General features: G+C 71.6%; 25 protein-coding genes, 1 tRNA gene and 1 pseudogene. 9 read left to right on the top strand and 18 right to left on the bottom strand.

Annotation, left to right across the window (positions count from 1 at the left end):
* Positions 1–52 precede the first annotated feature (52 nt).
* Positions 53–1,822 (top strand): ABC transporter ATP-binding protein, encoded by a 1,770-nt coding sequence (locus ACWGSR_RS23760; protein ID WP_453568771.1) that lies wholly within the window; start codon positions 53–55, stop codon positions 1,820–1,822.
* A 9-nt stretch (positions 1,823–1,831) separates the two neighbouring features.
* On the opposite strand, the gene ACWGSR_RS23755 is transcribed toward ACWGSR_RS23760, so the two are convergent.
* The 7 genes from ACWGSR_RS23755 to ACWGSR_RS23725 form a co-directional block, all read right to left on the bottom strand.
* On the bottom strand, positions 1,832–2,014 hold the full coding sequence (locus ACWGSR_RS23755; protein ID WP_376232733.1) for a hypothetical protein: 183 nt from the start codon (positions 2,012–2,014) through the stop codon (positions 1,832–1,834).
* Between the two features lie 108 nt (positions 2,015–2,122).
* A complete protein-coding gene (locus tag ACWGSR_RS23750) occupies positions 2,123–2,410 on the bottom strand; it encodes a hypothetical protein (RefSeq protein ID WP_453568769.1) in 288 nt (95 codons plus the stop codon).
* A 113-nt stretch (positions 2,411–2,523) separates the two neighbouring features.
* Positions 2,524–2,901 carry a fic family toxin-antitoxin system, toxin component gene (locus ACWGSR_RS23745; protein WP_453568767.1) on the bottom strand — a complete coding sequence of 126 codons (378 nt, stop codon included), beginning with the start codon at positions 2,899–2,901 and terminating at the stop codon, positions 2,524–2,526.
* Complete coding sequence (locus ACWGSR_RS23740; RefSeq protein ID WP_366377351.1) at positions 2,901–3,140, bottom strand: hypothetical protein; 240 nt, start codon at positions 3,138–3,140, stop codon at positions 2,901–2,903. The genes ACWGSR_RS23745 and ACWGSR_RS23740 overlap by 1 nt, the downstream gene beginning before the upstream one ends.
* 86 nt (positions 3,141–3,226) lie before the next feature.
* Positions 3,227–3,300: transfer RNA gene (locus ACWGSR_RS23735), tRNA-Met, on the bottom strand.
* 65 nt (positions 3,301–3,365) lie between these two features.
* A complete protein-coding gene (locus tag ACWGSR_RS23730; RefSeq protein WP_376232737.1) occupies positions 3,366–3,566 on the bottom strand; it encodes a cold-shock protein in 201 nt (66 codons plus the stop codon).
* Between the two features lie 160 nt (positions 3,567–3,726).
* Positions 3,727–4,008 (bottom strand): HU family DNA-binding protein, encoded by a 282-nt coding sequence (locus ACWGSR_RS23725; RefSeq protein WP_376328306.1) that lies wholly within the window; start codon positions 4,006–4,008, stop codon positions 3,727–3,729.
* 334 nt (positions 4,009–4,342) lie between these two features.
* Here ACWGSR_RS23725 and ACWGSR_RS23720 point away from each other — a divergent pair, with 334 nt between their 5' ends.
* Positions 4,343–5,092 (top strand): hypothetical protein, encoded by a 750-nt coding sequence (locus ACWGSR_RS23720; protein ID WP_453568764.1) that lies wholly within the window; start codon positions 4,343–4,345, stop codon positions 5,090–5,092.
* A 145-nt stretch (positions 5,093–5,237) separates the two neighbouring features.
* Here the strand turns inward: ACWGSR_RS23720 and ACWGSR_RS23715 are convergent, their stop codons facing one another.
* On the bottom strand, positions 5,238–5,795 hold the full coding sequence (locus ACWGSR_RS23715) for a hypothetical protein (RefSeq protein ID WP_453568762.1): 558 nt from the start codon (positions 5,793–5,795) through the stop codon (positions 5,238–5,240).
* Between the two features lie 398 nt (positions 5,796–6,193).
* Here ACWGSR_RS23715 and ACWGSR_RS23710 point away from each other — a divergent pair, with 398 nt between their 5' ends.
* Positions 6,194–6,895 carry a YoaK family protein gene (locus tag ACWGSR_RS23710; protein WP_376232744.1) on the top strand — a complete coding sequence of 234 codons (702 nt, stop codon included), beginning with the start codon at positions 6,194–6,196 and terminating at the stop codon, positions 6,893–6,895.
* 28 nt (positions 6,896–6,923) lie between these two features.
* On the opposite strand, the gene ACWGSR_RS23705 is transcribed toward ACWGSR_RS23710, so the two are convergent.
* Positions 6,924–7,841 carry an NADP-dependent oxidoreductase gene (locus ACWGSR_RS23705; RefSeq protein ID WP_453568810.1) on the bottom strand — a complete coding sequence of 306 codons (918 nt, stop codon included), beginning with the start codon at positions 7,839–7,841 and terminating at the stop codon, positions 6,924–6,926.
* 258 nt (positions 7,842–8,099) lie between these two features.
* On the opposite strand from ACWGSR_RS23705, the gene ACWGSR_RS23700 reads away from it, so the two are divergent.
* Positions 8,100–10,109 (top strand): ATP-binding protein, encoded by a 2,010-nt coding sequence (locus tag ACWGSR_RS23700; protein WP_453568760.1) that lies wholly within the window; start codon positions 8,100–8,102, stop codon positions 10,107–10,109.
* 275 nt (positions 10,110–10,384) lie between these two features.
* On the opposite strand, the gene ACWGSR_RS23695 is transcribed toward ACWGSR_RS23700, so the two are convergent.
* Together ACWGSR_RS23695 and ACWGSR_RS23690 are read right to left on the bottom strand one after the other, a co-directional pair.
* Positions 10,385–10,681, bottom strand: a complete 297-nt coding sequence (locus ACWGSR_RS23695) for a hypothetical protein (RefSeq protein WP_366377358.1) — start codon at positions 10,679–10,681, stop codon at positions 10,385–10,387.
* A 122-nt stretch (positions 10,682–10,803) separates the two neighbouring features.
* Complete coding sequence (locus ACWGSR_RS23690; protein WP_376232747.1) at positions 10,804–11,271, bottom strand: ATP-binding protein; 468 nt, start codon at positions 11,269–11,271, stop codon at positions 10,804–10,806.
* Positions 11,272–11,429: 158 nt separating this feature from the next.
* Between ACWGSR_RS23690 and ACWGSR_RS23685 the strand changes: the two genes are divergently transcribed.
* Positions 11,430–11,807, top strand: coding sequence for an STAS domain-containing protein (locus tag ACWGSR_RS23685; RefSeq protein ID WP_376232749.1), 378 nt, complete (start codon positions 11,430–11,432; stop codon positions 11,805–11,807).
* A 231-nt stretch (positions 11,808–12,038) separates the two neighbouring features.
* Here the strand turns inward: ACWGSR_RS23685 and ACWGSR_RS23680 are convergent.
* Positions 12,039–12,296, bottom strand: a pseudogene (locus ACWGSR_RS23680) (kinase); the annotation flags it as partial.
* On the bottom strand, positions 12,293–13,105 hold the full coding sequence (locus ACWGSR_RS23675; protein ID WP_453568757.1) for a DUF6042 family protein: 813 nt from the start codon (positions 13,103–13,105) through the stop codon (positions 12,293–12,295). The pseudogene ACWGSR_RS23680 and the gene ACWGSR_RS23675, both read right to left, overlap by 4 nt.
* A 255-nt stretch (positions 13,106–13,360) precedes the next feature.
* On the opposite strand from ACWGSR_RS23675, the gene ACWGSR_RS23670 reads away from it, so the two are divergent.
* Positions 13,361–13,639, top strand: a complete 279-nt coding sequence (locus tag ACWGSR_RS23670; protein WP_384119022.1) for a GlsB/YeaQ/YmgE family stress response membrane protein — start codon at positions 13,361–13,363, stop codon at positions 13,637–13,639.
* Positions 13,640–14,000: 361 nt separating this feature from the next.
* Positions 14,001–14,150: a hypothetical protein gene (locus ACWGSR_RS23665; RefSeq protein ID WP_376232752.1), complete on the top strand. Its 150-nt coding sequence runs from the start codon at positions 14,001–14,003 to the stop codon at positions 14,148–14,150.
* Positions 14,151–14,244: 94 nt separating this feature from the next.
* On the opposite strand, the gene ACWGSR_RS23660 is transcribed toward ACWGSR_RS23665, so the two are convergent.
* On the bottom strand, positions 14,245–14,946 hold the full coding sequence (locus ACWGSR_RS23660) for a MerR family transcriptional regulator (protein ID WP_453568755.1): 702 nt from the start codon (positions 14,944–14,946) through the stop codon (positions 14,245–14,247).
* Between the two features lie 87 nt (positions 14,947–15,033).
* Here ACWGSR_RS23660 and ACWGSR_RS23655 point away from each other — a divergent pair, with 87 nt between their 5' ends.
* Positions 15,034–15,507: a DUF6194 family protein gene (locus tag ACWGSR_RS23655; protein ID WP_453568753.1), complete on the top strand. Its 474-nt coding sequence runs from the start codon at positions 15,034–15,036 to the stop codon at positions 15,505–15,507.
* A 52-nt stretch (positions 15,508–15,559) separates the two neighbouring features.
* Here ACWGSR_RS23655 and ACWGSR_RS23650 read toward each other — a convergent pair whose 3' ends face one another.
* Both ACWGSR_RS23650 and ACWGSR_RS23645 read right to left on the bottom strand, forming a co-directional pair.
* Positions 15,560–16,453, bottom strand: a complete 894-nt coding sequence (locus ACWGSR_RS23650; protein WP_453568751.1) for a PaaX family transcriptional regulator C-terminal domain-containing protein — start codon at positions 16,451–16,453, stop codon at positions 15,560–15,562.
* Positions 16,450–17,100 (bottom strand): N-acetyltransferase family protein, encoded by a 651-nt coding sequence (locus ACWGSR_RS23645; protein WP_453568749.1) that lies wholly within the window; start codon positions 17,098–17,100, stop codon positions 16,450–16,452. The genes ACWGSR_RS23650 and ACWGSR_RS23645 overlap by 4 nt, the downstream gene beginning before the upstream one ends.
* A 182-nt stretch (positions 17,101–17,282) precedes the next feature.
* Here ACWGSR_RS23645 and ACWGSR_RS23640 point away from each other — a divergent pair, with 182 nt between their 5' ends.
* On the top strand, positions 17,283–18,314 hold the full coding sequence (locus tag ACWGSR_RS23640) for an alpha/beta hydrolase family protein (RefSeq protein ID WP_453568747.1): 1,032 nt from the start codon (positions 17,283–17,285) through the stop codon (positions 18,312–18,314).
* A 56-nt stretch (positions 18,315–18,370) separates the two neighbouring features.
* Here the strand turns inward: ACWGSR_RS23640 and ACWGSR_RS23635 are convergent, their stop codons facing one another.
* Together ACWGSR_RS23635 and ACWGSR_RS23630 are read right to left on the bottom strand one after the other, a co-directional pair.
* Positions 18,371–18,844: an ATP-binding protein gene (locus ACWGSR_RS23635; RefSeq protein ID WP_453568745.1), complete on the bottom strand. Its 474-nt coding sequence runs from the start codon at positions 18,842–18,844 to the stop codon at positions 18,371–18,373.
* 243 nt (positions 18,845–19,087) lie between these two features.
* Positions 19,088–19,933, bottom strand: coding sequence for an NAD(P)H-binding protein (locus tag ACWGSR_RS23630; RefSeq protein WP_453568743.1), 846 nt, complete (start codon positions 19,931–19,933; stop codon positions 19,088–19,090).
* Positions 19,934–19,966: the final 33 nt, after the last annotated feature.

Here is a 19,966-nt window from a genome sequence, read left to right as displayed (position 1 = left end):
CCAAGTGGTCACACCGGTCAGGCAAGCGCGGCGTTCCCGCGTCCTGACCGGTGTGACCACCGCCCTCGAAACCCCCGCCACCCCCGTCGCCCCCGCCCGCAAGGTCTGGTCGGCCCTCTACACCCACTTCCGGCCGCACCGGGCCGCCGTCGCGTGCGGGGCGGTGCTCGCCCTGATCGGCGCCGCGAGCGGGCTCGCCCAGCCGCTCGCGGCGAAGGCCCTGGTGGACCGGCTCGGCCACGACGAGCCCATCGTCCCGGTCCTGCTGGTCCTGACGGCGCTCGTCGTCTTCGGCACGGCCGTCGAGGCGCTCGGCTCGTACGTCCTGGAGCGGACCGCGGAGTCGGTGGTGCTCGCGGCCCGGCGCTCACTGATCGGGAGGCTGCTGCGGCTGCGGCTGCCGGAGGTCGAGAAGACCCAGCCCGGCGACCTGATGTCGCGGATCACCTCCGACACCACCCTGCTGCGGGCGGTCACCACCCAGTCCGTCGTGTCGGCGGCGACCGGCGGCCTCTCGTTCGTGGCGACGCTGGTCCTCATGGGCTTCATGGACCCCGTGCTGCTGGGCGTCACGGTCGGCGTCATCGTGTTGATCGGCGGGGCCGTCGCCGTGCTCATGCCGCGGATCGCGGCGGCGACCAAGCGCTCGCAGGAGGCGGTCGGCCGGATCTCCACCGTCCTGGAGCGCGCCTTCGGCGCCTTCCGGACGATCAAGGCCTCGGGCGCGGAGGCGCGGGAGACGGCCGTCGTGGACGCGGCGGCGCACGACGCCTGGCGGCACGGGGTGAAGTCGGCCAAGTGGCAGTCGCTCGCGGGCTCCTCGATCGGCCTGGCCGTGCAGGTGTCGTTCCTGGCGGTCCTCGGCATCGGTGGCGCGCGGGTCGCGTCCGGGGCGACGTCGATCTCGTCCCTGATCGCCTTCCTCCTCTTCCTCTTCTACCTGATCGAGCCGATCTCCAAGCTGGTGGAGGCGGCGACACAGTTCCAGGTGGGGTCGGCGGCGGTGTCGCGGATCCTGGAGGCCGAGGCGCTGGAGGTCGAGGAGACCGGTGCCGGGGCGGTGGCCCCGGCGGAAGGCGGCGGGCCGGCGTCCGTGGTCTTCGACGACGTCTCCTTCCGGTACCGGGACGACCTCCCGGCCGTGCACCGGGGCGTGTCCTTCGAGGTGCCGGGGCGGGGCATGACGGCCTTCGTGGGCCCGTCGGGGGCGGGCAAGACGACGCTGTTCGGGCTGATCGAGCGCTTCTACGAGACGACCGGCGGGCGGGTCCTGGTGGACGGCCGGGACGTGAGGGAGTGGCCGCTGGCCGAGCTGCGGGCCTCCATCGGTTACGTGGAGCAGGACGCGCCCGTCCTGTCCGGCACCCTGCGCGAGAACCTCACCTTCGCCGCGCCGGACTCGGGCGAGGAGGAGGTCCGCCGGGTGCTCGTACGGGCCCGGCTCGACGCGCTCGTGGAACGGCTGCCGGAGGGTCTGGAGACGGTGGTCGGCCACCGCGGCTCCAAGCTGTCGGGCGGAGAGCGGCAGCGGGTCGCCATCGCACGGGCGCTGCTGCGCAGGCCGCGGCTGCTGCTGCTCGACGAGGCGACCTCGCAGTTGGACGCGGTGAACGAACTGGCGCTGCGGGACGTGGTGGCGGAGGTGGCCCGGGAGACCACGGTCCTCGTCGTGGCGCACCGGCTGTCGACGGTGACGCTCGCGGACCGGATCGTCGTGATGGAAGCGGGCCGGGTCCGCGCGGTGGGAACGCACGCGGAACTGGTGGAGGGCGACGAGCTGTACGGAGAGCTGGCGGCGACGCAGTTCCTGACGACGGCGTGAAGCCCGCCTCTAGGGCCTGTCCGGCCCTGATCCGCCGGACAGGCCCTGACGCCTCCATCGGCGCTCGGGCGCCGTCGCCCACAGCGTCAGCCCCACGAGCGAGAAGATCACCGCTCCTACGAGGGCGGTGGGGACCCCCAGGGCGATGGCGGACCCCAGCAGGAGCTCCGCCCACGTCGGCTCTTCCCCCATCGTGCTTCCCCCTTGTGTCATGAACGGCGTAACTCGCCGGGGAGCGATTCGGTTCCCGCCTCCGAGGGCAGGCACCGGCAGGGCGAGCGCAAATCCGCTCGCCACGGGCTACGGGGTGGCGGAGGCCCTACCGCGCCGGGCGCCGAACGGACTCAGCTCGAAGACGAGCCGGCCCAGTGCGACCAGGGCTCCCTGGCCGAACACCAGAACCATCCACACTTCGTCGCCCGCGTACCGGCCCTCCGTCCAGGGCCGGGTAAGGGCCGAAGTGGCGAGAAGGTGGACGAGGGCCACGACGATCCCCGTCCGGCGTCGCCGGGGGAACAGCAGGGGCAGCATCGTCCAGAGAGCCGAGGCCAGGACCAGCCAAGGAGCGAGGAAGGGCAGAGCGGACACAAGAGACCTCGTTGTCGCCGGGGACTGCGGGCACTCTCGCGGAAGGGGGTTCTCCGGCACCAGCACGGTCAGGTCTCGTCCGGATCACCATGTGGGTTCGCCCCGGCCGGAATTCAGGCGGTCCTGGGCCAACCGCGCAGCAGGGCGGCGATCCTCGCGGTGGTGCAGGCGGGGTCCCGCAGCAGGTCGCGCAGGGCGACGGCGTCCTCCCTGGCGGGCTTGACCGGGATTCCGGAAGCCTCCAGGTACATCACGCTCGTCGCGGCGGCCACGGCCATGTTGGAGCGCTCCAGCCATCGACAGCGGCCGAGGACGTGCACCAGGGCGGCGGCGCGGGCGTAGGGGCTGTCGTAGACGGGCCGGTCCAGCAGTTCGGCCCGGTGAGCGGCGACCGCGGCCACCGGCACCCCGTAGTCCTCGGGGGCGGGATCCCCCACCCCCGCGATCTCGGCGACCCGCAGGATCCAGGGAACGTCGATGTGCAGCTCCATTACGCGGCGTGCGCTCCGGAGGTGCGGCGGTCGGCGTCCTCGGCTTCGTCGAAGACGCCCTGGTGCTCGGCGAGGAACCGCTCCGCGGCGTCCAGGCCGCGCTGCCGCAGCCCTTCGGTGTCCTCGTGCACGAGGACGGCGATGTAGTCGCCGAGGCTCAGGCCCCGGTCCCTGGCGCGGGCTTCCGCCAGTTGCTTGATCTCGTTGTCGACGCGCGCGCCCAGCTGTGTCTTCGCCATCCTTCGATGGTAACAGCTGTTACCAGACGGGGAAGGCCGCAGACGCGAAAAGGGGCCCGGCTGACACCGGGCCCCTTCTCTTCTCGTAGCGGGGACAGGATTCGAACCTGCGACCTCTGGGTTATGAGCCCAGCGAGCTACCGAGCTGCTCCACCCCGCGTCGGTGACACCACCGTACACGGCGGCCGACGCGGGACGGAAAGGATTTTCGTACGGGCCGGCGGATCAGGCGCGGACGATGTTCTCGGCCTGGGGGCCCTTCTGACCCTGCGTGACGTCGAAGGTCACGCTCTCGCCCTCCACCAGCTCGCGGTAACCGTTGCCGGAGATGTTGGAGTAGTGGGCGAAGACGTCCGGGCCGCCGTCCTGGGCGATGAATCCGAAGCCCTTCTCGGCGTTGAACCACTTCACGGTACCGCTGGCCATGCTGCTGTCCTTCGATCAAGCCGGGGATTCCGGCCGGGGTGGGGAAAGGGGCGCCCTCCCCCTGTGGGAGGACACCCGGAACCCGCCCCGGTCCGCACGCGGTTCGGCCGGTTCGACCGATCACGTGACGCGGAGCCGGAACGGGTGGTGCGAGGAGGCGTTACGCGCCCTTGGCGGCTTCCTTGAGCTTCGAGCCCGCGGAGACCTTCACGCTGTGGCCGGCCGGGATCTCGATCGGGTCGCCGGTCTGCGGGTTACGAGCGGTGCGAGCGGCACGGTGGGTGCGCTCGAAGGTCAGGAAGCCAGGGATGGTGACCTTCTCGTCGCCCTTGGCGACGACCTCGCCGACGGTCTCGGCGAGGGCCGTCAGCACGGCGTCGGCGTCCTTGCGGGTCACCTCGGCGCGATCGGCCAGAGCGGACACCAGCTCACTGCGGTTCATCGGTGGAGCACTCCGTATCTGTGGATCGTCCCGGCCGTCTGATCGCGGTCGGAACATCTCCCCGTTACCCTGCCATCGCCTTCTGACACCATCCGACGACCAACACTCTTCATGACCCGTATGGGGCATATCCGGGAGGGAATTCGGTGCGGCATCCCCGGTCATCCCTCGCACATTGTTCGAACGGGCCCTTGGCGCACAGGCATTTCACCTCGCTCACCGGCCGGGCGCACCGGCTTCCTGCGAGGGTTTTTTCGGGCTGTACAGGCCGGATTCGGCCAGTGACGAGTAACATCCGGCAACAATGCCCATCGTTTAGGGAGCGTGGACTGTAGTGCCGAACGAGCTGAACAGCACCTCGATTCACACCAGGTACGCGGAGCAGCTCGCCGCCGACCTCGCGGCCAACCGTGCGGAGCAGGCGTCGATCGCCGCCCGTCTGGAGCAGTTGCAGGCGGAGGAGAAATGGCTGATCACGACGTTGGATTCCATGCCGGCGACCACCGCGCCGGCAAGCGGCGTGAACGAGCCGGTCGAGGCCGTACAGGAAGCGGCCGTGCCCCAGCCCCGGGAGACGCGGGAGGCGGCCCCGGTCGAGAAGACGGCCGCCAGGAGGACGTCGGTCGGGAAGGCGCCGGCCAAGAAGGCTCCGGCAGCGAAGAAGACGGCCGCGAAGACGCCGAAGGCCCCGGCCGGGAAGCCCACGGCCAAGAAGCCCGCGGCCAGGAAGGCGGCGACGGGCAAGGCGGCGGAGAAGAAGCCCACCGGCGGTCTTTCCGAGACGCAGTCCGCGCCCACGCTCGGCACGCTTCTCGACGGTCTGCTGGACGGCTTTCCCGGTGAGCCGCTGAAGGTCAGTGAGATCCACGCGGAGTTCACGAAGGCGCATCCCGGGCGTTCGACCTCGGTCCAGGTCGTCCGCAACGCCCTGGAGGGCCTGGTGAAGAAGGACCGGATCGAGAAGGACACACGGCAGGGTGTCGCCCTGTACACCAAGCCCAGGGCCACGGACGCCGCCGGTGCCGGTGCCGAGGCGTCCGCACCGGCCGGTGAGCCCGCCGAGGCGGTCGCGGCCGAGGTCTGAGCGGTGCGACGGCCGGGCTCTTGAGCGCTTCGGCGGATCGCGGGGTACGAAGCGCTCTCGGTGCCTGGCCGTCGTGGGCGGTCGGCCGTCCGGTCCGCCCCCGGCGACCCGGAGGACGTCGTGGGCCGATGCGACGGCGCACTTCTCAGCCTTGTCGGCGGGGGCGGCGGTGCGGCTTGCGCGGGCGCCGGACGGTGTCCGCGCCCGCGTCGGCGGCGGCGTGGGCGGAGGAGAACAGGTTCGGTACGCCCGGGTGCGGGGGCGCGGGGGTCTGGGCGGCCGGCCTGGTGGCAGCGGGTCTGGTGGGGGCCGCGGCGCGGGCCAGTACGCGGGCGTGCGGGATGTGCGGCGCGCACGTCGCACACACTTCCTCGACGATCCAGACCTGGCCGATGACCGGGTCGTGACGCAGGATCATCACCACCCCGCCCGCGCAGAGCGTCTTGTGCCCCGGGTGGGCGTCGCAGCGCTCGGAGCGGCAGTGGCAGGCGGCGTTGGGGCGGACGGTGGCGGCCTTGGCGTGGGCGGCGGCGTGCCGGGCGGCGAAGGCGCGCAAGGAGGTCAGGTCTCGGGAGCGGGCGGGCATCTTGCAGGGCGAGGTGCAGGTGACGCTCGCGGTGCGGTCGCTGTGACCGGTCAGCCGGACGGTCCAGGCCCGCCCGGGCACGCGCGTGGTCAGGGTTTCGGCAGGAGCAGTCGTCACGCGGAGGAATCCGTTCGTCAGTGGGTGTTCGATCATGGGCCGGGGCCGCTGCGCGGCATCCGTGGGCCATCGGGACCACAGGTTTTCTTCCCACGTGTTCCGCTTCGCAAGCGGTGCGACCGGTTCCCGTCTCGGCGTCCTGTGCCACGGATCGGTCCCACGGAGGAGACCGCCCGCCAGGAGGACCGCCCGCCAGGGGCGGTACACCCGTGCGGCGGCTCGGCAGCCTGAGGGATCCGCACCCGGAGGGGCGCCTCCGCACGGCGTGGGACGCTCGCCCTTCCTCATCGCCTCTGTTCCAGTGAAGGGGTGACACGGACACGAACCATCGGCAGGGGCGGCGGCGCGCTCGGGCAGGCCTTCGTGAGCCGGGGCGGTACCGGTCGGGAGGGGGCACGGTGAGCGGTGGAGGGGCGGTCGCACGGTGGCTGTTCCCCGACGGCCACCGCTACGCGCGGTTCGTTCCCCCGCTGCTCGTGCTGACGTTCGTCAGCGGGCTGGTGGACGCGGCGAGTTTCCTCGGTCTTGGCCGGGTGTTCGTGGCCAATATGACCGGCAACGTGGTCTTCCTCGGGTTCGCGCTGTCGGGGGCGGCCCAGTTGTCGGCCCTGGCCTCGGCGGTGGCGCTGGCGGGGTTCCTGGCCGGGGCCGCCGCGGGCGGTGCGTGGCGCCGGGAAGCCGAACCGGGAGGGCTGTTCGCGCTGCTGGTCACCGCCCAGGCGCTGCTGGTCGCGCTCGCTCTCGCCGGCCAGGCGGCCGGCTGGGGCCGGTACGCGGTCCTGGTGCCGCTGGCCTGCGGAATGGGGTTGCAGAACGCCGTCGTGCACCGCTTGGGGGTGCCGGACCTGACCACCACCGTGATGACGCGGACGCTGACGGGGTTCGCCGTGGACCGGCCGGGACCGGGCACCGTGCGGCGCGGGGTGTCGGTGGCCGTACTCGCGGCGGGGGCTCTCGCGGGAGGCCTTCTGCACGCCCGCACCGGCGTGGAGGGAACCCTTGCCGTGGCCCTGGCGCTCCTGCTCGCCGTCGTAGCGGCGGCACGCCGGTGGCACGACGGGCCCGCCGGTGGACAAGGGCCGTCGCCCGACCACGGTTAGGGCTCGCGACCGGTGACGGGGTGCGGCTTCAGACCTCGATGACGATCTTCCCCGAGGCATGGCCCTCCTGGCTGAGGGTGAAGGCCGCCGCGAGTTCGGAGAGCGGGAACGTCTCGGCGACGTCGACCGCGAGCTTGCCCTCGTCCGCGAGCCGGCCGAGGGTCGTGAGGTCCTCGCTGGACGGCCGGACCCACATCCACTGGCCACCCGCTCCGAGCACGGAGTCGTCGGCGATGGAAGCGTGTCGTCCGCCCTCGGCCAGGACGGCCAGGGTGGTTTCGAGGACCCCGCCCACGAAGTCGGCGACGACGGTGACGCCGTCCGGCGCCAGGGCGCGGACGCGTTCGGTCAGTCCGTCCCCGTAGGCGACGGGCTCGCAGCCGAAGCCGCGCAACCGGTCGTGGTTGCGCGGGGAGGCGGTGCCGATGACCCGCGCGCCGAACGCCCGGGCGAGCTGGACGCCGAAGGAACCGACACCGCCGGCCGCGCCGTGCACGAGGACGGTGTCGTCGGCGCCCGTGCCCAGACGCGTGAGGAGCTGGTAGGCGGTCAGGCCGGCCAGCGGCAGTCCGGCGGCCTGCGCCCAGTCCAGGGAGGCGGGCTTGGCGGCGAGGGTGCGGACGGGCACGCTGACGTACTCGGCGAAGGTGCCGCCGTGCACGTAGTCCTTGCGGGCGTAGGCCATCACCTCGTCACCGGCCGCGAACTCGGGCACGTCGATGCCGACCCGCTCGACGGTGCCGCTGACGTCCCAGCCGGGAACCACCGGATGGACGGTGTCCATCAGGCCGTCGAGCCCGCCCGCCATGATCTTCCAGTCGACCGGGTTGACCCCGGCGCACCGGACCTTGACGAGAACCTCACCGGGGGCGACCTTCGGCACCGGCAGCCGGGTCTCGCGGAGCACTTCCGTCCCGCCGTAGGTCTCGTACGCCATCGCCCTCATGGTGTCCTCGGACATCCCTGCACCTTTCCCTGAACCGTCGGTCGTGCCGCTCCATCTGAGCACGGCGGACCCGGGACACCCCGAGAGGCTCGCCCGCACGCGGCGTCGTCCTCGGGGAAGGAAGACGCATCGGATCGGCTGCGGCCGCGTGCCGCGGGTCCGGCCGGTGCGGCATCCGGCGGCGGGAGGGTACCGGAAGGCTTCGTGCTTCGCCGAACGCGTGCGTCCTGTTCTTCGTTCTGCCGGAGAATACGAAGAATGGACACGTGGATGCCGCCGGAGAGCGGGACGTTCGTCGGGCGGGCCGGGGAGGTCGAGGACCTGGCGTCCCTGTTGGGCGAGCGGCGGCTCGTGACGCTGGTGGGCATGGGCGGGATCGGGAAGTCCCGGCTCGCCTCGTACGTCGTCGGCGGCGGCGGTGGGCCGGACGTCTTCACGCGTGTCCACTGGGCTCCGCTGTGGTCGCTGGCCCACGACTCCCTGCTCATCCCGCTGGTCGCCGACGCCTGCGGTCTGTCGGACCACTCGCCCGGCGATCCCGTCGACACGCTGGCCGACTGGATCGGCGTACGCCGCGTCCTGCTGGTCCTGGATTCCTGCGAGCACCTCGTGGCGGCGTGCGCGGCGCTGGTCTCGGACCTCCTCGCCCGTTGTCCGGGGCTCGTCGTGCTGGCGACCAGCCGTGAACCGCTGGGCGTGGAGGACGAGTTCCTGTTTTCCGTGGGTCCGCTGCCGGTCGACTCCGACGCGATGGAGCTGTTCGCCGATCGGGCCGGCGCCGTCGGGGTCCGCTGGACGCGCCCCGAGGACTTCGTCGCCGCCGCCGAGGTGTGCGGCTGGCTGGAAGGCGTACCCCTGGCGCTGGAGCTGGCCGCCGCGCAGTTGCGGGAGAGGCCGCTGCCCGCGATGGCGCGGCTCCTGCGCGGCAGGCTGTCTCTCTCCGAGGGGCCCGAGAGCCGGGTCCAGCCGTCGCGCCACCGTGCGTTGCGTACCACGATCGGGTGGAGTCACGAATTGTGCGAGCCGCGGGAGCGGCTGTTGTGGGCGCGTCTGTCGGTGTTCCGTTCGGCCGCCGCGGTGGACGACGCGGTACGGGTGTGCAGTGGCGGGCCGTTGACCGGAGCCGCCTTGGAGCAGGCCCTGGAGGGGCTGGTCCGCAAGAGCGTCGTGACCCTGTCCGGCGGCCGTCTGCACCTGTTCGACTCCGTTCGTGAGTACGGGGCGATGTGGCTCGCGGAGCTCGGTGAGACCCGGATGATGGCCGACAGCCACGCGCGGCGCCTCCACGAGCTGGCGCTCGCCGCCGAGGACTCCTGGTGGGGGCCGGGACAGGCGGCTTCCTACGCGCGGCTGGTCGGCTGCTACGGCGATCTGTGCGCGGCGCTGGAACACCTGCTGGCCACCGATCCTTCGGCGGCCGCGGAGCTGGCGGGGGCGCTCGGCTTCTTCTGGGCGTGTTCGGGTCATCTGCACGAGGCGGCGCACTACCTGGAGGAGTGCGTGCGGCTGGTCTCCGGGCCCGAGGCCGTCGTGGGCAAGCTGGTGTGGGCGCTCGGGGTGGTGCGCTGTCTGCGGGGCGAGTACGACGTCGCGGCCCGGCTGGCGGGCCGTGCCGACGAGTGCGCGGTACGGGCGCGGGACGCGACGCTCCTGGTCGATGCCGGCTATCTGCGCGGCCTGGTGATGTTGCTGCGGGGCGATCCCCGGGAGGCGCTGGCGGTCGCGGACCGGGCGCTGGCGGAACGGGGTGCGGCGATGCCCGCGGTGGCACGGTGCCGGGTGATGCGGGTCTTCGCCCTGACGGCGTCCGGCCTGCTCGAAGAGGCCCGGGCGGGGGCCGAGGAGCTGCGGCACGATGCGGCGTCGGCGGGCGAGCAGTGGACGCGGTCCTACAGCGAGTACCAGCTGGCGGTGATAGCGCTGCGGGAACGGCGCTCGGCCGATGCCGCCCGCCATGCCCGGGCCATGCTGCGGGGCAAGCGCCTGATAGGCGACGTTTTCGGCCTCGGTCTGGGGCTCGACCTGCTCGCGGTCGCGCTGTCGGCGCTGTCCCTGGGCGAGGAGGCGGCCTCGGCGTACGGGACGGGTGAGGTGTTCTGGCGGATGGTCGGACATCCTCAGCGGGGCACTCCCGAGCTGCAGCCGCTGCGGCGCAGTGCGGAGCTGTCGGCCCGGAAGCAGATCGGCGACAGCGTCTACGACGGCGCGTACCGCCTGGCCACGCTGACGGATCCGTTCGCCGCGCTGGAGGCGATCCTGACGGAGTGAGCGGGGCGTCCCGTGTTCCGGCTCGGGCGCCCTCGCCGGCATGCCGTACTCGTGGGGCGACCCGCCGGCGTCGTCCCCGGGTTCGAGGGACGCCCCGTAGCACCTTCACGGCGGCGCCGTCCGGCCCCACTCCTCGGCCGCCGCCGGCACCTTCTGCCTGCCCGTCAGGCCTTCAGGGCCCTCGATGGCCGTGTCCGGCATCTTCCTGCTCGATCCAGACCGAGCCGGTGCTCGTGCACGGCCACCCCGCTCGGCCGACGGCCGGGGAACGCAGGTCAGGGGATGTCTCCGGTGTGGTAGAAGCGGCAGGCGACGCCCGGGCCCGGGGCGCGCGGCTCGCCGGGGCGCGGGTCGTAGAGCGCGCGCCCGCCCGGCCACCGGGAGAGCTCGGTGGCCAGGGCGACCCCGTCGTCCACCTCTGCCGGCGGCCACCCGTGGATGTCCAGCAGGAGACCGTCCAGCGGCCCGCCGACGAGTTCGGCATAGGTCCGACCGGCTCTCGGGCCGGGGTCGGGGTCGTCGTGGTCACGGCCGTAGACCCGGCCGCGCAGCAGCTGCTCGTCACCATCCATCCGATCAGCTTCTCAACCACCACTGACAAGGGGGTACGGGCGGCGGACCCGGCCCGCCGGTGACGACTCCCCTCCCCCACGGCTGTCGCGCGGGTGGAGCGCCTTGTCCGCGGGGGCTGGTGTCAGACGAGGGTGTCACCGGGGTCGTCGGTCAGGGCGAGGGTGACGATGATGCGCTTGCCGACCTGTTCACGGCGCGCTTCGAAGCTGCGGGCGACCGCCATGACGATCTCCAGGCCGTGCTGCCCGACCCGGCCGACGTCCGCGGCCCGTGCGACGGGCAGAACCGGGTCGCGGTCCCACACCGTGATCTCGACCGCGTCACCGTCGATCCTCAGGTCCAGTGATGCCGGGCCGGGCGCGTACTTGCGGACGTTGGTGACCAGTTCGCTGACCACAAGCCGGGTCAGGTCGACCGCGCGGCGGGAGACGTCCAGACCGTGCTCGGTCCGGACGCGGGCGAGAAAGTCGGCCGACAGACGGCGGGCCCGGGCGATGTCGTCGTCGTCCCCGCGCAGAGCGGACGCGATCCGCAGCGGCCGGTCCGCCGACGCCGTCCCGTGGTCCTTCACCGAATCCGATTCCGTCACAGCCGTCACTCACTCCCCGTTCCCCGTCAGCGACGCCTACCCGCACGCCCGCGGATGACGCCCTGTCCTTCGCCCCGTCTGCTGCCGAAGGAGGCCCTCCCGCAAGCCGGGCCCAACGGCCCTACACACACGGGTATGCATATGCCAGGATCACTCGCATGACTAGGGGAGAGACATTGGGGACCGGACACGCCGGACAGCCCGGACGGCTGTCGGCGGCGACCACCGACATCGAGGGCGTCCGTGTGGTCGCCCTGAGCGGAGAGATCGACCACACGACCGGCGACACCCTGCGCCAGGCACTGGCCGTCCCCGACACTCCCGGCCCCCGCGTCGTCGCCGACATGCGGGAGGTCACCTTCATGGACTCCAGCGGCATCAACGTCCTCATCACCGCCCACCATGCCCTCACCGAGGCCGACGGCTGGCTCCGCCTGGCCGGAACCACCGACACCGTCCTGCGCACCATCGGCCTCGTCGGCCTGGACACCGTCATCGACTGCCACGAAACCCTCGCCCAGGCCCTCGACGCCTGACGCCCCTCGCCACGGTTGGAACGACGCGGGCGCCCGACGGTGCGGTTCCGGCGACGGCCGGGCGGCAGGGGACGGCGGCACGGAGCGGTGTACGAGCCGTTCGCGCCGGCGTCACCGGTCAGGGGCTCCCAGGGGGCCGGGCCGGGAACGCCGGGAGGGCGTGGTCCGTCAGCGGTCGATCGCGGACACACGGTCCAGGCCGCTCTCGCGCAGGATCCGTCGGACGGTGTCCTCCACGACGACGTGGAAGCCGTTGTCCAGGGCGTAGCGGGCGGTGAGGTCGATCAGGCCGATGTTCGTGGCCCCTGGGCGGTCGTGTTCGCGCAGCACGGTCCGGCGCAGGTTGTCCTGGCCGACGATCGCGAGGTTGCGGCCGAACTCGGCGCGCAGGCCGGCCGCGACGGAGGACTTCCCCGAAGCGCTGTTGCCGCGGACCACGATCAGGCGCGTGTCCTCGGTCCCCACGGCGTCCGGCACGCCCCCGCTCATGCGTCGTCGGTCTTGACGATCACGTGCACCCGGTCCTCGTTGAAGCGGTCCCAGTCCATGACCAGACGGAAGCGCCGATGCGCCTCGAGGCCTTCCGTGTCGGCGGGCTCCTGCCCGCGCCACACCCGGGCGTCGCCGGACTTCACGAGCGCCACGAGGGCGAGGCGTACGTCGTCGGCGTCCTGGCCGGTGGCGACGGCCAGGCGGTCGAGGGAGGTGAGGACCTCCCGCGGTTCGCCCAGATCGTCGGCCAAGTGCTTGACGAGCCTGTTGACGAGCGGATCGGTGTGCGTCTCCCAGCGGATCCCGGCAAGCCGCTCGGCGAGTTCGGCGTCCAGGGGCAGCAGGTCATCGGGCAGCGGCAGCGGGTCGGGCATGGACCACCGGGTGCCCTCCGGAGTCTCCTCCCGGTGCACCAGACCCCAGGTCAGATAGAGCTCGGACAGCTCCCGCACGGTCGTGGGCACCGGGAAGCCGGCCTCCGTCAGCACCGCGTCGAACTTCTTCCAGTGGTTCGCCTCGAACGCTTCGCGCCCTTCCGGCGCGTCCTCGTCGTCCCACTCCTCGTCGGGCCACGAGAACGTGAGCGCTGCGTCGAGATCGCCGCCGAGCATGTCCCAGTGGCCGTCGAAGGCCTCCTCCAGGAGCTCGTCGAGGGAGCCGGTGAAACCGGGCTGACTCGCGGTGCTGATCAGCATCGTCAGCGGGAAGGCCTGGCAGGGAAGGACGTGGGTCCAGCCCGAAGCCCACCAGCCGTTGTGCATCGCGAAGTCCCGGCGCGGTCCGGGCACAGACGGGTTCTCGGTCATCCACTGCTCTTCCTCGAAGGGCGGTCGAACGCTTGCAGCGTACGCACCGCGGTGCTGCGAGGAGTCGGTTTCGTTCACTTCCGGTGGTTACGGCTCAAATGGCGCGTTCCCGTGCGACGTACGACCAGCCGGCCTCACCGCGCCGCTCTCCGGGAAGAAGGCGGCTGGAATTTTTCGGTGGGGAACGTTTACTCAAGCCCGATTGGTCCAGACGACCACCTGACAAGTTCCTTGTACGACGAACTGGAGAGCATGATGGGCATCATCGCGTGGATCCTCATCGGTCTGATCGCCGGCGCCATCGCCAAGGCCCTGATGCCGGGCAAGGACCCCGGCGGCATCATCATCACCATGCTCATCGGCATCGCGGGCGGCCTGCTCGGCGGCTGGCTCGGCAAGGTCATCTTCGGCGTCGACTCCGTCGACGGGTTCTTCGAGATCTCCACCTGGATCGCCGCGATCGTCGGCTCCGTCATCCTGCTCGCCCTCTACCGGCTCGTCACCGGCAACCGCCACTCGCACCGCCACGCGTAACACGCGAGAACCGCACGCCGAAGTCACTCCCGAACGGCTCTCCCCTTGTTCACAGGGCGGGAGCCGTCGGCGTTTCCCGGCCGACCGCGCGCTCCTGCCCGACGGGTTCCGCCACGCCCCTGCCGGGGGCGGGTGAAACCGCTCGTCAGATGAGTCCAGGCTCCGAGGAACGCGCCGGCAGCCGTCAAACCACCCTCCTGGCGGAACAAGCAGCAGGTCAGGGCACCGGCCCGTGGAAAACGACCCGTACGGCCCACGGGACGCCTTCACCCGGACATGCGATCTTCGTCCTTCTGGCTCATGGTGAATCGAAACCTTCTGCTTCACGCCACCTCCCGTGGCACCCCTGTCAGGAGGCGTCATGGTGGCTTTGGCTCTGCTCGTCCCCCTGCTGCTCATAGGCATGATGTTCGTGCTGGACGCTTTCGAAGGATTCCTGTTCCCGCCTTCGGCCCCTCTTCCCGACACGCAGCCGGAGCCTCTCGGAAACCCGTCGGACCACGAGGAGTGAGGCTTCGCCCGGCCCGTCCACGGACGGGCCGGGACGGCCGTCGTGCTTCGAGGCGCGCCGCAGGTCCGTACGGGGCCTCACGGCCGTCCCCTGATCAGTCCGCCCGCTCGCTCAGCGAGAGTACGGCGCCGAGCGCCGAGGCAGCGTCGAGAAGGGCTCTGGAGCGCGTGGTGATGCTGGTGTCCCTGGCGGCCAGCGCCGAGGCGACCTCCTCCGATCGGCGGGTGCGCCGCAGCTGCGGCATGAGGATCCGGAGGGCCGTGACGCGGTACCCGGCCCTGCGCAGCTGATGGACGATCCGCGCGTCGCGTACCTGAGCCGGTGTGTAGCGTCGCGTGCCGCGCGCCGGATCGCGGTCGGGGACGACGAGAGCCTCCGCGTCCCAGTGCCGCAGCGTCGACGGACGCACGCCGAGGGCGGTGGCGAGTTCGGAGATGCTCATCGAGTCCGAGGCGCGCACGTCGTCGATCGGCTCGCCGGAGATCGCGCGGGCGGCTTCCTCGGCCCGCCTCAGACCCTCGCGCTCCGCGTCGAGGCGGGCGTGCGCCGCGTCGAGGAGGGCCAGGGCCTGTGAAACGGGGCTCCGGTGGAAGGCCCGGACGATGTCCTTGGCCCCGACCGGTCCCACGCCCGCGGCAAGGGCCCGGTAGGCCAGCGCGGACTGCAGATGCACCTCGTCGTAGGTCCGGTAACCCATGGCCGTACGCGCAACGGGTGGAAGTACGCCGTCACGTTCGAGGTTGCGCACTTGCTGGACCGAGCACCCGGCGCGACGCGCGACATCAGCCGTGCGCATGCCTCCCGATTTGAGACTTGCCATCCCGAAAACCCCGTACCTGCGCCTCAAAGTCTCCACAAGCACTTTAATGGAACGCTGAAGCACATGACGAGTGAAGAGATCATCGATTTCGTGGCGGGCCTCGACGGGGTCCTGGTCCTCAGGCCCGCACCCGGCGACGGCACACCGGCGATCGGCCGGGGCGACGCGTTCTTCTACTACGCGCCCGACGGCGTCGCCCCGACGGCGAGCCGGCCCTTCGCGACCGTCGTGACCAAGAACTACCCCGGCGACGAGGCATCCCGTCTGGACCGGCCGGACACCTTCCGTGTGAACGTCGCCGCCGGGAAGGAGGCGTTCGTCCGGTGGACCGGTCGCGCACCGCGCGAGTCGGCCTCCGCCGAGGTCGACCCCAGCACCGCCGACGTGGTGATCGCACACCCCGTCTACGGCGGCGCCGGCTGGCTGGCGGTGGTGAACCCGGGTGAACGCACCGGAGCGTCGACGCGTGAGCTGCTGCGAACGGCCCACCGCCTCGCACGCGCGCGCCACGAGCGGCGCGCCGACTCGGCGACATGAGCGGGATCCACGGCCTGTGGCAGGAGCGGGCGCGGGCCCGCTTCCCCGCCGGTCACCCGGCGCCCTCCGGGCCGAGCGCGTCGGCGTAGAGCGCGAACAGGCGAAGGCCGGGGCCGGAGCCCGTGCGCGAGGCTTCGTCCAGGTGTTTCCAGCAGTCGGCCGCCAGCCGGCGGGCATGGCGTCCGGGCCAGGGCTGCGGCAGGAGTTCGGGCGGCAGGAGAGGGTCGGGGTCCATCGCCTCGGTGAAGCGGGCGGCGAGCTCCACGGCCGTGGTGAGCCGTTCGACATCGGTGAGTCCCGGCTCTGCCCCGAGCAGGGTCAGACAGGTTTCGGCGAAGGCGGCGAGGCGTTCGTGCCGCCGGGCGATCTCGGCGAGCGGCCACAGCGCGGCGGCCAGTTCCCGTGGACCGGTGAGATCGCCGATGCGCAGGTCGGTGGTGGTCAGCCGGGTGAGGGTGTCCTCGATGCCGAGGTGTCGGGCCTGGGCGTCGACGAGTTCGCCGACGGGGTTGGCGGTGACGTACAGGCCGTTCTGGACGGGCGCGGCGCCGAGGTGCAGGAGGTGCTCGCGCAGGGAGTCGCGGGCGACACGCCGGGCTTCCGGAACGGCGAAGGCGTACAGGTGCCAGGTGCCGTCCCAGGGGGCCAGTCCGGCGTCCTGCCGGTAGGCGTGGCGGACGTAGGAGGCGTCGGGCGCGAGTGATCCGGTGGCGTCGGCCACGGCGCGCAGGGTGGCCTTGCGGCCCCGGCCCTGTCGGGTGAAGCGCCCTTCGGCGACCAGGCGTGTGACGCACAGTCTGACCTGCTGGTCGCTCATGCCGAGCAGGCCTGCGACGGCGTACAACTCGTCGGCGTCGACCGTTCCGTCTTCGCGGACCAGGCTCTGCACGACCAGCCGCGTGGGGATCTCCGGCCGTTCGGCACGCGCGGGCGTGGTGGTGTTCATCGGGCCTTTCCCTCGCTGGTCACGTCGGCCGGAGTGACCGGTCGGCGCATGGTGGTGACGGCGCCGAAGCCCATCAGGCGGCGCAGGTACGGAGTGTGCTCGGTGTGCCGGGCGGTGAAGCCGTGCCGTTCGTACAGTGCCCTGGCGCGGGGGTTGGTGTCGATGACGTCCAGCCGGATCCGGCGGCAGCCGTTCTCGGCGGCGAGGGACGCGATCTCCCCGAGCAGGAGGGTACCGATGCCTTCGCCGCGGTGCGCCGCGTCGACGGCGATGCCGTCCATGACGAGCTCGCCCGCGGCGGGAGTGCGCTCGAACAGGGCGAGGACCACCAGACGGGGCAGCCCGCGGAACGGGCCGTAGGTCGAGAGGACGTCCTTCACGCTGCCGCCGGTCAGCGCGCGGTCGCCGAGGCGGTAGCCGGCCACTCCGACCACCCGGCCGTCGACGAGGGCGACGACGCCCCGGTCCCGGTGGAGGTGGGCGGCGATGAACGCGCGCCCCGTTTCCGGCGGGTCCAGTGCCGGCGCCAGCTTGCGGCCGAAGGCCTCCCAGTACAACGCCGCCACTCGTTCTTCACCGCCCTCGGGTATCCCCCTGCGCACCGCCGGCCGGCCGCCTCCAGGGGCATGGGCTTTGCCCGCCGTCATGTCCACCCGACTCCTCCGTCTTCCCCTCGCCCGCCTTGATCTATCAAGCATAATACGTTCACTATTGATACGATCGTTGGTGAAGCGATAGTTCTTGGGAGGCCGAAGTGTTCCGGACGCGAGGACGGCCGATACCGAGCAGGTGGAGAACGGCCTTACGGATACTGGTCGCGGTAGTAGTGATGGGCGCCGGGCTCGGCGGCACGGTGGTGTGGCAGAACACCTACGCGCTGCGCGAGGAGAAGGTGGTCCTGCACCACCGGGGGCAACCGCTCGAAGGCGTACTGGCCCTGCCCCGACACGGGCGGGGGCCGTTCGGGCTGGTGGTCTTCGTCCACGGCGACGGCCCGGTCGACGCGACGCACGAGACGTTCTACCGACCGCTGTGGGAGGCCTTCGCCCGGTCCGGTTACGCCTCGCTGTCGTTCAGCAAGCCCGGAGTCGGGGGATCAGGAGGCGACTGGCTGGACCAGAGCATGGACGACCGGGCGCGGGAAACCCTGGCCGCCGTGGCGTGGGCCCGCGGACGTCCGGACATCGACGGCCGCCGCATCGGCCTGTGGGGGGCGAGCCAGGCGGGCTGGGTCCTGCCCAAGGTCGCCGCGCGGGACCGGGGTCTGCACTTCGTCATCGCCGTCTCCCCGGCCGTCAACTGGCTGCGGCAGGGTCGCCACAACCTCCTCGCCGAACTGGACCGCGACGGTGCGACCCCCAGGGAGAAGGAGACGGCGCTACGCCGCCGGGAGACCGTTCTGAACCTGCTGGACAGAAAGGCGTCCTTCGCCGAGTACCGTGCCGCCACCGGTGACACGGACGGCATGACCAGAGCTCGGTGGGCCTTCATCGCCCGGAACCACCGCTCGGACGCGACCGCCGACCTGCGCGCCATGCACGGCACGCCACTGCTCCTGGTACTGGCCGGGCGCGACGTCAACGTGGACGTCACCGACACCGAAACCGTCTACCGCGACCTCCTGCCGCCGGCGTCCCTGGCGGTCGCCCGTTACCCCGGCGCCACGCACTCCTTGGTGGACGAAGACCTGGAACGCTCCGATTGGCGCCTGACACTGACCGCGCTGTTCGCTCCCCGGCGGTTGTACACCGACGGGTTCCTCGCCGACCAGGCACGGTTCGTGGATCGGCTTCCTCCTCACCGAGGAGGCGTCGCGGCCGCTCCCGAGACTACGGAGCATCCGGAAACTCGGAGACCTTGAGGATCGTTCGGCAAAAGTCCCGGAAACGGCCCTGCGGCGCGGAAAACGGCTTTCCCCTATACCGGGCTGAGGTTGTCGGACAGGGCGATACGGGCCGTAACGCACTTGCCCTCTTCCCCCCGCTCGACGAAAAGGTCCTCGGCGATGGCCCTGATGATCTCCACGCCGTGGTGACCGACCCGGTCCGGGTCGGCGGCCTGGACCGTGGGAACGGCCGGGTCGCTGTCCCACACCACGATGTCGACACTGCCGGCGGTGACGCGCACCTCCACCAGCACCATCCCGGGAGCGTACTTGTAGGCGTTGGTGACCAGCTCGCTGACCACAAGGCCGGTCAGGTCCTTCGCGCGATCGGAGATCGGCACACGGTGCTCGGTGCGCGCCTCTTCGAGAAAGACGGCGGCACGGTGACGGGCGTCCGCGATGCAGCTGCTGTCCCTGTCCAGTCCGTAACCGGCGCACATGAGCAGCCCACCGGACTCGGGCTGGACACCGTCCTCGCCATTGACATGCGTTTCCACCGAATTCACCCTCTTTCCTGTCGGCACAGCACGATTACCCAGTCAACCGGTTCTGACACAGAAGGGCTTGATCAACTCCACCGCCCCGGACGGGGCCCCGGAATCGAACGGTCACCGTAATCAACCGGCAGTGGAGCCGCACGAGCGGAAAATCAAAGATTCGTCCGGCGGGTAATGGCCATATCCTCGCCGACCGTGGTTACGCGGTCGGTCCCGGCATCCGGCTGCGGCCGTCCGCCGACGTCGACCACCTCACCGCCCACCGCGCACGAGCTCGCCGGAGGCCTGCTCCGGTCGCGTGGCGGACGCGACCGCAACGGCCACGGCCAGCGGGTCGCGGGCCGGGCGACCGAGAAGATCCGCGAGGTCGGCAGTGGTGCCGTCCAGGAAGCCGTGTCGGACGCCCGTGGCGATCGAAGCGAGCATGGGCGGCTGGAACGGCAGGAGTCCCGTCGTCTCGTCGAGAAGCCTGCGCCGGTACTCCCCCAGCCCGATGGTGCGGTGCGGGACCCCGAGCCGATCGGCCACCCGACCCGCCGTGATCGGCGTACCGACGAGGTCGTAGACCCGCCCGCCGTGCCGGGCCGGATGCGCCGCGACGGCCGCCGCGGCATCGGCGAGATCCGCCCTCGCGACCGCGGCCAGGGCACCGTTCCCGAACGGGGACTCCACGCCGTCACCGACCCATGTCAGCAGACCGCCGAAGAGCTCGGCGTACAGGCCGTTGCGCAGGATCGTCCACGGCAGTCCGCTCGCCCGCACCAGGCGCTCGGTGACACGGTGCGCCGGCGCGAAACCGAGATGGTCGCCTGCCGTGGTCAGGCTCGTGTAGACGACGTGGTCGACGCCGTCGCGCACGGCGGCGTCCAGGGCCGCCGCATGCCGTTCGACGACCCGGTCGTCCTCGGCGTAACCGGCGGAGATCAGCACCAGGGTCGACACCCCGGAAAAGTCGAGGCTCGCGCGGGCGTCGAAGTCGAGGTGCCGCATCCTCTCACCCGGTGTGCGGCTGCCGCCGGTCGCAGCGACGCCGAGGGCACGCAGCGCGGCCAGGGTGGCCGCGCCGAGGTTCCCGTTCGCTCCCGTCACCAAGATCATGTCAGTCGTACTCTTCCGTCGTGGTTCTCATCG

This window comes from Streptomyces sp. NPDC055632 (genome assembly GCF_053618675.1).
The sequence above is the reverse complement of the archived record's forward strand: the minus strand, read 5'-3'. Positions and strand labels throughout refer to the sequence as shown.